Here is a 10,587-nt window from a genome sequence, read left to right as displayed (position 1 = left end):
AGCGCGTTTTTTTTGCAGCCGGGTGGCGATGCTTGTTGGCCTTGGATATTGGCCGGCTGTTTGTGGGTTTGTGCACGGCCTGCGGGGAGGGCGCCCTTTCGGGACACGCCGTGAACCCATCCATGGGGCTCGTCGGCGACATCCATGTCGCCAACGGTCCCGAAAGGGCGCCCTCCCCGCAGACCCTCCAGATTCCCTCGACCGGATGACAACATCCAAAGCCGCACCCACAGCGCGCACCCATCCAACTCGCAGGAGCGGCTTCAGCCGCAACCGGAAGAGTCGGGAGCGAGGTGGAATAGAGGCAGTGGTGAAGCGATCGGAGAAGAGCCCCCCTTCTGTTAAGGGGGGCGCGGCGAAGCCGCGGGGGGATAGGCAAGGCAGGAGCCGGGGCCCGAAGTTTGCGAAGCAAACTTTGGGGGCTAATCCCGCACGGCGGGATTAGCCGCGTGACGACCATACCCGCCACGGCGGTGCCCGCATCGCAAGTCAGCGCTACTAACCGCCACGCTTCAAAAAACTCCCCGAAACTTTTCCAGATTCCGGCCGCTAATACCTATGAGCCCACCACCTAAAAGTGTGATGGCCGTGTATTCTTTGCCTTAACAGCAGCACAATCCCGAGCATGCGTCCCGAACACGAGGCCACCCTCGCCCATTGCCGAAACCTCCCCTCGCCGCCCGGTATCGCGCTGCGCGTGATCGAGTTGGCGCAGGATCCCGAAGTGGACATGGCCACCACGGCGGATGTCATCGCCATGGACATGGCATTGAGCGCACGCATGCTGCGCATCGCCAACTCGCCTCTGTACGCCAGCCGCCGCCGCATCGACAACCTCGGCCAGGCGCTGACCATGCTCGGCCTCAACGCGACGCTCAGCCTCGCGCTGGGCTTCTCGATGGTGCAGGGCCTGCGCCGCAGCTTCGGCAACACGGAGCTGCATGAGCGCATCTGGCGCCGCAGCGTGGTCAGCTCGCTGGCCGCGCGCGTGCTCGGCCAGGCCCGCGGCCTGCGCAAGCCCGAAGAACTCATGCTCGCCGGGTTGCTGCAGGACATCGGCATCCTCGCGCTGCTGCAGGCCGTGCCGGAGCGCTACCAGGCCCTGCAGGCGACGTCGCCGCTCGAGCCACAGGCGTTGCTGGAAGCCGAACGCGCCGCGTTCGGCGGCGACCACGCCGAGGTCGGCGCCTGGGTCGCGCGCCAGTGGCACCTGCCCGAATACCTGTGCGCGGCGATCGAGCGCAGCGAATCCATGCCCGACGGGCGCGAGCCGTTCGCCGCCTGCGTGGCGCTCTCGCATTGCGTGTCGGAGATCTGGCTGGGCGAGGATCCCGAGGCCGCGCGCGAGCTGGCGCTGGCGCGCGTGCAGGAAGTGCTGCAGCTGGACCGCGAGCGCTTCGAGAAGGTGCTCGAACGCATCGGCGAGATGCTGCCGGAAGTCGGCGCGCTGTTCGACGTGCGCATCCCGCAGCCGGAGCTGGTCGAATCGATCCTCGACCAGGCCCGCGAGCTGTCCACCCTGCGCAACCTGCGCGAGCTGCAGGAAATGGGCGACGCGCGCCGGCAGGCCGATGAATCCGAACACCGCGCGCGCCACCTGGCCGAACAGGCCAGCCGCGATGCGCTGACCGGCGTGTACAACCGCCACCAGCTCGGCTCGACGCTGGAGCACGAGTTCGACCTGGCGGTCCGGCACGGCTGGCCGCTGTCGGTGGCCTTCATCGACCTGGACGATTTCAAGCGCGTCAACGACGTGCACGGGCACCTGGTCGGCGACGAGGTGCTGCGCACCTTCGCCCAGTCGCTGCAGCGCCTGCTGCGCACCAGCGACACGATCGCCCGCTTCGGCGGCGAGGAATTCCTCATCGTGCTCCCCAACACCAACGCCGAGGCGGCGCTGGCGGTGGTGCAGCGCGTGCTGGCCGAAACCGTGCGCGTGCCGATGGCCCAGCTGGAAAGCGGCCCGCTGCACATCACCTTCTCCGCGGGCCTGGCCACGCAGGGCGACGGCCGCCTGTTCGAAAGCGTCGACGCGCTGCTCAAGGCCGCCGACAACGTGCTGTACCGCTCCAAGCATCGGGGCCGCAACCGGGTGACCGTGTACGCCGAAGCCGCCGCGGGCTGAGCAAGCGCGGCGGGCGATTAACGGAACTGTTACAGCGTCGTGAACAGCAACGCGGTTCTACGTCGTTTCCGCTAGAATCGCCCGCGTTTGCCCGCCCATCACGGAGTCCCCCATGTCCGAACTCGCCTATCGCCGCATCCTGCTCAAGCTTTCCGGGGAGGCGCTGATGGGAGGAGAGGACTACGGCATCGACCCGAAGGTCATCAACCGGCTCGCGCGCGAAGTGATCGAAGCACAGCACGCCGGCGCCGAAGTCGCGCTGGTCATCGGCGGCGGCAACATCTTCCGCGGCGCCGGCCTGGCCGCCGGCGGCATGGACCGGGTCACCGGTGACCAGATGGGCATGCTCGCCACCGTCATCAACGCGCTGGCGATGCAGGACGCGCTGGAAAAGCTCGGCGCCAAGGTGCGCGTGATGAGCGCGATCAAGATCAACGACGTGTGCGAGGACTTCATCCGCCGCCGCGCGATCCGCCACCTGGAAAAGGGCCGCATCGCGATCTTCGCCGCCGGTACCGGCAACCCGTTCTTCACCACCGACTCGGGCGCCGCGCTGCGCGCGATCGAGATCGGCGCCGACCTGCTGCTCAAGGCCACCAAGGTCGACGGCGTCTACAACAAGGATCCGAAGAAGCACGCCGACGCGGTCAAGTACGACGCGCTCACCTACGACGAAGTGATCGGCCAGGGCCTGGAGGTCATGGACACCGCCGCCTTCGCGCTGGCGCGCGACAGCGACCTGCCCCTGCGCATCTTCGACATGGGCCAGCCCGGCGTGCTGCTGCGCATCCTGCGCGGCGAAAGCATCGGCACGCTGGTGCGCGGTCGCGGCTGAGCCCGCCCTGCCCCCGCGCGGGATCGGCGCCTGACCGGCGCCGGCCCGGCCGCGATGCGGCGCTTCCGATATAATCGGCCGATTCAGGAATACCAGGACGCCCGGCGATGATCAACGAGATCAAACAAGACGCACAGACCCGCATGGCCAAGAGCATCGAAGCCTTGCGCCATACGCTCATCAAGGTCCGCACCGGACGCGCCTCGCCGGCGCTGGTCGAGCACCTGAAGGTCAACTACTACGGGTCGGACATGCCGCTGAGCCAGGTCGCCACGGTGTCCGTCTCCGACGCGCGTTCGCTGATGATCACCCCGTGGGAGAAGCAGATGGTCGGCGCGGTCGAGAAGGCGATCCTCGCCTCGGACCTGGGCCTGACCCCCAACACCGCCGGCACCACCATCCGCCTCAACCTGCCCGCCCTGACCGAGGAGCGCCGCAAGGAGCTGACCAAGGTCGTGCACAGCGAAGGCGAGGACGCCAAGGTCGCCATCCGCAACATCCGCCGCGACGCCAACCAGCAGGTCAAGGACCTGTTGAAGGACAAGGCCGTCACCGAGGACGACGTGCGCCGCGCCGAGGAAGACGTGCAGAAGCTGACCGACAAGGCGATCAAGGACGTCGACGAAGTGGTCAAGGCCAAGGAACAGGAACTGATGGCCGTCTGACGCATGTCGTCGACGGCCTCGCCGGACCCTGCAATGTCCCTGCCCCGCCACCTGGCCATCATCATGGATGGCAACGGCCGTTGGGCCCAGCGCCGACGCCGCCCGCGCGTCATCGGCCATCGCGCCGGCGCGCGCGCGGTCAACCGCACCATCGACTTCTGCCTTGAGAAGGGCATCGGCGTGCTGACCCTGTTCGCGTTCTCCAGCGAGAACTGGGGCCGTCCGCAGGAAGAAGTGGACGCGCTGATGAAGCTGTTCCTGCACGCGCTCGACCGCGAGGTCGAGGAGCTGCAGCGCCGCGGCGTGCAGGTGCGTTTCCTCGGCGATCGCAGCCGCTTCGCGCCGGCCATCGCCGAGCGCATGCAGGGCGCCGAACGCAAGACCGCCGGCAACGACCGCCTCGTGCTGGCCATCGCCGCCAGCTACGGCGGCCGCCAGGACATCGCCCAGGCCGCGCGCGAGCTGGCCCGCGAGGTCGCCGAGGGCCGCCTGGCGCCGGAGCAGATCGACGAAGCCCTGCTCGGCAGCCGCGTCGCCCTGTCCGACCTGCCGCCGCCGGACCTGTTCATCCGCACCGGCGGCGATACCCGCATCAGCAATTTCCTGCTGTGGCAGCTTGCCTACACCGAGCTGTGGTTCACCGAAACCCTGTGGCCGGAATTCGATGCCACCGTCCTGCAACAGGCGCTGGACGATTACGCCCAGCGCGAACGGCGCTTCGGGCTCACCAGCGCCCAGGTCGCCGCCCGGACCGAGACCACGCCCGCATGACCAAGACCCGCGTCATCGCCGCATTGATCATGGCGCCGGTCGCCATCTGCGCGATCCTCTTCCTGCCCACCGCCTGGCTGGCCGCCTGCGGCGCGCTGGTGTTCCTTACCGGGCTGTGGGAATGGCTCAAGCTCTCCGGCGTGGACGACACCCTGTCGCGCACCGTGCTGCTGGTGCTCAACCTGCTGCTGATGGTGCTGCTGGTCTGGGCGTCGGCCAATCAGCTGGTGCTGTTCCAGCTGGCCAGCCTGGCCGGTGCGGCGTGGTGGCTGGTGGCGCTGGTGTGGCTGCGTTTCTTCCACTTCGGCGCCGACCACGGCGGCCATGCGCGCGCGCTCAAGCTCGCCGCCGGCACGCTGGCCATCGTGCCGGCCTGGGCCGCGCTGGTGCTGATCCACGCGGAAAAGCCGTCCGGCCACTACTGGTTGCTGACCGCGCTGGTCATCGTGTGGGCCGCCGACTCGGGCGCCTACTTCGCCGGCCGCCATTTCGGCCGCCACAAGCTGGCCCCGCGCATCAGCCCGAACAAGACCCTCGAAGGCCTCGCCGGCGGCATGCTGGCCGGCCTGATCGCCGCGGCCGCCTTCGGCACCCTGGCCGGCGCCACCGTGGCGCAGCTGCCCGCGCTGCTCGGCGTGGCCGCGGTCACGGTGTTGGCCTCGGTGCTGGGCGACCTGTTCGAAAGCCTGCTCAAGCGCCAGGCCGGCGCCAAGGACTCGGGCAACGTGATCCCGGGCCATGGCGGCGTGCTGGACCGCATCGACGGCGTGCTCGCCGCGCTGCCGGTGTTCGTGCTGGGCAAGGACATCCTGGGCCTCTGAACGCCCCTGCCAGACACCACTGACATGTCCCCGGCCCCCGCCCTCCGCCAGGTCGCCGTCTTCGGCGCCACCGGCTCCATCGGCGCTTCGGCGCTGGACGTCATCGCGCGCCACCCCGACCGCCTGCGCGCCCGCGTGCTCGCCGCCGGCAGCAACGTGGCCGCGCTCGTTGCCCTGTGCGTGCGCCATCGCCCGGACGATGCGGTGATCGCCGATCCGGCCGGGTTCGCCGCGCTGCGCGATGGCCTGCGCGCCGTCGGGCTGCCGACCCGCGCGCATGCCGGTCCCGAAGCGCTGGAAGCTTTCGCCGCGGCGCCCGAATGCGACACGGTGGTCGCCGCGATCGTCGGCGCGGCCGGCCTGCCCTCCACGCTGGCGGCGGCCCGCGCCGGCAAGCGCCTGCTGCTGGCCAACAAGGAATCGCTGGTGCTGGCCGGCGAGCTGCTGATGCGCCACGCGCAGGCGGCCGGCTCGGAAATCATCCCGATCGACAGCGAGCACAGCGCGATCTTCCAGTGCCTGCGCTCGTGCGATGCCAGCCGCGGCGTGCGCCGGGTGATCCTCACCGCGTCCGGCGGCCCGTTCCGCGGACGCAGCCGCGCCGAACTGGCCGACGTCACCCCGGCGCAGGCAGTGGCGCACCCGAAGTGGTCGATGGGGCCGAAGATCTCGGTCGATTCGGCCACCCTGATGAACAAGGGCCTGGAAGTCATCGAGGCGCACCACCTGTTCGGCCTGGAAGCCGAGCGCATCGGCGTGTGGGTGCATCCGCAGAGCCTGGTGCATTCGCTGGTGGAATTCGTCGACGGCTCCACGCTTGCGCAGATGGGCCTGCCGGACATGCGCACCACCCTGGCGGTGGGCCTGGCATGGCCGGAACGGGTGGACTCGGGCGTCGCCGGGCTGGACCTGCTGCAGCAGGGCCGCCTGGATTTCGAGGCGCCGGACCTGACGGCCTTCCCCTGCCTGGCGCTGGCCTGGGAGGCCATGCGTGCCGGCGGCACCGCCCCGGCCATCCTCAATGCCGCCAACGAAGTGGCGGTGGATGCCTTTCTTGCCGGAAAGATCGCCTTTCTTGCCATTCCGGCGCTGGTTCAGCACGCATTGTCTACGCTGCCGTCCACGAATGCGGATACGCTTGAGGCCCTGCTCGCGGCCGATGCCGACGCCCGTCGAATTACCGCAGCCGCCCTGACCCGCCAGACCGCACATGCCTGAGTCCCACCTGCCACCGCGCTGCTTCCATGGCTGATTTCCTCGGCTCCGTCTGGTGGATGATCGTCAGCCTCGGCGTGCTGGTGACCTTCCACGAATTCGGCCACTTCTGGGTGGCCCGGCGCTGTGGCGTGAAGGTGCTGCGCTTCTCGGTCGGCTTCGGCCGCCCGCTGTGGACCCGCCGCGACCGCCATGGCACCGAATTCGTCGTCGCCCTGCTGCCGCTGGGCGGCTACGTGCGCATGCTCGACGAGCGCGAGGGCAACGTGCACCCGGCCGAGCGCGCCCACGCCTTCAACAACAAGCCGGTCTGGCAGCGCATCGCCATCGTGGCCGCCGGCCCGGTCGCCAACGTCATCCTGTGCCTGGCCCTGCTGTGGGCGATGTTCATGGTCGGCCGCGCCGACTACTCGGCCACCCTGGGCCCCGTGCAGGGCATGGCCGCCAGCGCCAACCTGCACCCCGGCGACCGCATCACCGACGTGGACGGCCGCCCCGTGCAGAGCTGGGCCGAGGCGAGCATCGCACTGACCCTGGCCGCCATGGACCGGCGCGACGCGCGCGTGGACGTCCTCGGCCCCGAGGGCGACGACCGCCACGCGACCTTGCCGCTGGGCCAGCTGCCCGCCGGCTTTGCCGAACAGCGCGTGCCCGAACTGGCCGGCCTGAGCTGGGGCTTCCAGCAGCGCCAGGCCATCGTGGCCGAGGTCTCCACGGGCAGCCCCGCCGACGGCGTGCTGATGCCCGGCGACCGCATCCTGGCCGTGGACGGCCAATCGGTGGATTCAGCCGACCAGGTCGAGCCACTCATCGCCGCCCTCGGCCGTCGCGGCGGCCCGGGCATGGTCGAAGTGCAGCGCGAGGAGGACCGGCTGGCGCTGGAACTGACCCCGCGCCAGGACGCCTCGGCACCCGGCGGCTGGCGCGTGGGCGTGGCGATGTCGGCCGGCACCGCGCCCGCCTACGACGTGCGCGCCCAGTACGGCCCGCTGGCCGCGGTGCCCGCGGCGATCCGCGAGGCCGGCCGCATGACCGCCGACACGCTCGGCATGATGAAGCGTCTGGTCACCGGCAACGCCTCGCTGAAGAACGTTTCCGGCCCGGTGGGCATCGCCCGCGCGGCCAATGCCTCGGCCAAGCGCGGCGTCGACTGGTTCCTGTATTTCCTCGCCGCCCTCTCGCTGGGCCTGGCGATCCTCAACTTCCTGCCGATCCCGATCTTGGACGGCGGACACCTGCTGTATTACCTTATTGAGTTGGTCAAGGGCAGCCCGCTCAGCGACCGCGTCATGATCGCCGGCCAATACGTGGGCCTGGCACTCCTGGCCGGGCTGATGGGGTTGGCGTTCTACAACGACATCCTGGGCCAGCTCCCACGATGACGGCCAGCAGAAAGACCGGCTCCTGTGAACTTATCCGCGCTGTCGTCGTCATACGCCGGCACCCCTGCATCAACGAACCGCTCAACCGGATGTGACATGACGAGATTTCCCACTCGCCGCCTGCTTGCCCTTGCCCTTGCCACCGGCCTGGGCATCCCCGCCCTCGCCGCGGCGGCCGAACCGTTCGTCGCCAGTGACATCCGCGTTGACGGCCTGCAGCGCATCTCCTCCGGCACCGTCTTCACCTACCTGCCGGTCAACCGTGGCGACACGGTCGACGACGCCAAGGTGGGCGATGCGATCCGCGCCCTGTACCGCACCGGCTTCTTCGAAGACGTGCAGCTCGACCGCCAGGGCAACATCCTGGTGGTGACGGTCAAGGAGCGCCCGGCGATCAACAAGCTCACCGTGACCGGCAACAAGGACATCAAGTCCGAGGAGCTGCTCAAGGGCCTGAGCGACATCGGCCTGACCGAGGGCGGCACCTTCGACCGCCTGAGCCTGGACCGCGTGACCCAGGAGCTGACCCGCCAGTACAACAACCGCGGCAAGTACAACGTGGAAATCACCCCGACGGTGAGCCCGCTGGACCGCAACCGCGTGGACGTGGCCATCGCGATCAAGGAAGGCAAGGCGGCCAAGATCCGCCACGTCAACCTGGTGGGCACCGAGAAGTTCGAGAACGAGGACATCCTCGCCGGCTGGGAATCCAAGGAGCACAACTGGGCTTCGTGGTACCGCCGCGACGACCAGTACTCGAAGGAAAAGATGTCCGGCGACCTGGAGAAGTTGAACTCCTGGTACCTGGACCGCGGCTACGTGGACTTCAGCATCGACTCCACCCAGGTGTCGATCAGCCCCGACAAGCGCGACATGTTCGTCACCGCCGGCGTCACCGAGGGCGAGCAGTACAAGATTTCCGACATCAAGGTCACCGGTGACACGGTGCTGCCGCAGGAAGAGGTCGAGAAGTACGTCATCCCGAAGGCGGGCGACACCTTCTCGCGCGCGCTGCTGGAATTCAGCGCCGACGCGATCACCAACACGCTCAGCAACATCGGCTACGCGTTCGCCAAGGTCAACCCGATCCCGACCCCGAACCGCGAGGACCGCACCGTCGCGGTGAACCTGCAGGTCGTGCCGGGCCCGCGCGTGACCGTGCGCCGCATCCTGTTCAAGGGCAACAGCCGCACCTCCGACGAAGTCTTGCGCCGCGAAATGCGCCAGTTCGAGAACACCTGGTACTCGCAGGCCGCCATCGACCGTTCCAAGATCCGCCTGCAGCGCCTGGGCTACTTCGAATCGGTCGACGTCGAGACCCCGCCGGTGCCGGGCAGCAACGACCAGGTGGACGTGGTCTACAACGTCAAGGAAACCACTTCGGGCAGCTTCGTCTTCGGCCTGGGCTATTCGCAGAGCTACGGCGTCACCACCTCGGTGCAGCTGTCGCAGAACAACTTCCTGGGCGGCGGCAACCGCGTGTCGGTCGAGGCCTCGCGCAGCAGCTACCTGCAGCGTTACGGCTTCAGCTACACCAACCCGTTCTTCACCGACGACGGCGTCTCGCTGGGCTACAACCTGTCCTGGCGCGAACTGGATTACTCCGACTACAACACCGCGCAGTACAACAGCACCAATGGTGCCGCGCAGGTGATCTTCGGCGTGCCGATCACCGAGAACGACACCGTCTCGCTGATGTTCGGCATCGACAGCAACCAGATCACGACGTACTACGGCTACACGCCGCAGTCGATCATCGACTACATCGACGCGATGGGCACGCGCACCTTCCACGCCTGGCGCACCGAGCTGGGCTGGGCGCGCGATACCCGCAACGACTACTTCATGCCGACGCGCGGCATGTACCAGCGCGTGGGCCTGGAAACCACGCTGCCGGGCTCGACCGCCGAGTACTACAAGCTCAACTATCAGATCTCCAAGTACTGGCCGATCATCCCCTCGCTGGTGATCAACACCCGCCTGGAACTGGGCTACGGCGACAGCTACGGCAGCGACAAGAGCCGCGACATCTGCGGCTACGACCAGCCCGTGACCACCGGCGGCTCCGTGTTCGTGCCGCAGGACTGCAACGGCAGCAACCTGGTTCGCCACGTCGTTGCCTCGGGCCTGCCGTTCTACGAGAACTTCTACGCCGGCGGCACGAACTCGGTGCGCGGCTTCGAGGACAACACCCTGGGCCCGCGTTCGGAGGCGACCGCGTCCTATCCGAAGGGCCAGCCGCTGGGTGGCTCGGTGAAGACGGTCGGTTCGATCGAAGCCTACTTCCCGAAGCTGTTCGACAGCCCCTCGGCGCGCCTGTCGGCGTTCGTGGACTTCGGCAACGTGTTCAACGGCACCGACGAGTTCAAGGCCAACGACCTGCGCGTTTCGACCGGCGTGGCCCTGCTGTGGCGCGCTCCGGTGGGCCCGATCTCGATCAGCTACGCGATCCCGCTGAAGAAGGAAGACGGCGACGAAATCGAGCGCCTGCAGTTCACCTTCGGCGGGCAGTTCTGACGAACTGCCCGCGGCCTGACCCGCGCAGCGGGTCAGGCCGTGCCCCCCTCACAAGGGGGGCTCTCCACCAGAAAGACATTCGAAAGCCGTGGCAAAGCCACGGCTTTTTGTTTTCGTGGCCGGTCGCCGCGGTCTATCGGGCGTCCGGGGGCCGTGCCCTGCCGGGGGCGTCGGGCGACATGGATGTCGCCTGACGAGCCCCGCATGGATGCAGTTTTTGGCGTCCCCCGGCAGGGCATGGCCCCCGCCCGCCTGA

Annotated in this window: 8 protein-coding genes; all 8 read left to right on the top strand. The window is 68.4% G+C overall.

The genetic code is table 11. The features are described from left to right. Positions 1-625 precede the first annotated feature (625 nt). The 8 genes from ARC20_RS17260 to bamA all read left to right on the top strand — a co-directional run bounded on the left by ARC20_RS17260 (position 626) and on the right by bamA (position 10,331). Positions 626-2,125 (top strand): sensor domain-containing diguanylate cyclase, encoded by a 1,500-nt coding sequence (locus tag ARC20_RS17260; protein WP_057649319.1) that lies wholly within the window; start codon positions 626-628, stop codon positions 2,123-2,125. Positions 2,126-2,237: 112 nt separating this feature from the next. Then, positions 2,238-2,960: a UMP kinase gene (gene pyrH / locus ARC20_RS17255; protein ID WP_057649318.1), complete on the top strand. Its 723-nt coding sequence runs from the start codon at positions 2,238-2,240 to the stop codon at positions 2,958-2,960. Positions 2,961-3,067: 107 nt separating this feature from the next. Beyond that, positions 3,068-3,625, top strand: a complete 558-nt coding sequence (gene frr, locus ARC20_RS17250) for a ribosome recycling factor (protein WP_057649317.1) — start codon at positions 3,068-3,070, stop codon at positions 3,623-3,625. 3 nt (positions 3,626-3,628) lie between these two features. Continuing rightward, positions 3,629-4,396 (top strand): polyprenyl diphosphate synthase, encoded by a 768-nt coding sequence (gene uppS, locus ARC20_RS17245; RefSeq protein WP_108143579.1) that lies wholly within the window; start codon positions 3,629-3,631, stop codon positions 4,394-4,396. Next, positions 4,393-5,217: a phosphatidate cytidylyltransferase gene (locus tag ARC20_RS17240; RefSeq protein WP_057649315.1), complete on the top strand. Its 825-nt coding sequence runs from the start codon at positions 4,393-4,395 to the stop codon at positions 5,215-5,217. Before uppS ends, ARC20_RS17240 begins: the two co-directional genes overlap by 4 nt. A gap of 24 nt (positions 5,218-5,241) precedes the next feature. Continuing rightward, positions 5,242-6,435, top strand: coding sequence for a 1-deoxy-D-xylulose-5-phosphate reductoisomerase (locus ARC20_RS17235; protein ID WP_057649314.1), 1,194 nt, complete (start codon positions 5,242-5,244; stop codon positions 6,433-6,435). A gap of 26 nt (positions 6,436-6,461) precedes the next feature. Continuing rightward, complete coding sequence (gene rseP / locus ARC20_RS17230; protein ID WP_057649313.1) at positions 6,462-7,814, top strand: RIP metalloprotease RseP; 1,353 nt, start codon at positions 6,462-6,464, stop codon at positions 7,812-7,814. 96 nt (positions 7,815-7,910) lie between these two features. After that, positions 7,911-10,331: an outer membrane protein assembly factor BamA gene (gene bamA, locus ARC20_RS17225; protein ID WP_057649312.1), complete on the top strand. Its 2,421-nt coding sequence runs from the start codon at positions 7,911-7,913 to the stop codon at positions 10,329-10,331. The last annotated feature ends 256 nt before the right edge of the window (positions 10,332-10,587 follow it).

Origin of the sequence: Stenotrophomonas panacihumi (assembly GCF_001431645.1) — a bacterium.
GTDB classification, from domain to species: domain Bacteria; phylum Pseudomonadota; class Gammaproteobacteria; order Xanthomonadales; family Xanthomonadaceae; genus Stenotrophomonas_A; species Stenotrophomonas_A panacihumi.
Note: the sequence above shows the minus strand (reverse complement) of the source record. Positions and strands in the feature narration are given on the sequence as shown.

Bases quoted from the DNA above. Each gene is read 5' to 3' on its own strand.
- ARC20_RS17260 (WP_057649319.1), top strand. From the start codon at position 626: ATGCGTCCCGAACACGAGGCCACCCTCGCCCATTGCCGAAACCTCCCC.
- ARC20_RS17240 (WP_057649315.1), top strand. From the start codon at position 4,393: ATGACCAAGACCCGCGTCATCGCCGCATTGATCATGGCGCCGGTCGCC.
- ARC20_RS17235 (WP_057649314.1), top strand. From the start codon at position 5,242: ATGTCCCCGGCCCCCGCCCTCCGCCAGGTCGCCGTCTTCGGCGCCACC.
- bamA (WP_057649312.1), top strand. From the start codon at position 7,911: ATGACGAGATTTCCCACTCGCCGCCTGCTTGCCCTTGCCCTTGCCACC.
- frr (WP_057649317.1), top strand. From the start codon at position 3,068: ATGATCAACGAGATCAAACAAGACGCACAGACCCGCATGGCCAAGAGC.
- uppS (WP_108143579.1), top strand. From the start codon at position 3,629: ATGTCGTCGACGGCCTCGCCGGACCCTGCAATGTCCCTGCCCCGCCAC.
- rseP (WP_057649313.1), top strand. From the start codon at position 6,462: ATGGCTGATTTCCTCGGCTCCGTCTGGTGGATGATCGTCAGCCTCGGC.
- pyrH (WP_057649318.1), top strand. From the start codon at position 2,238: ATGTCCGAACTCGCCTATCGCCGCATCCTGCTCAAGCTTTCCGGGGAG.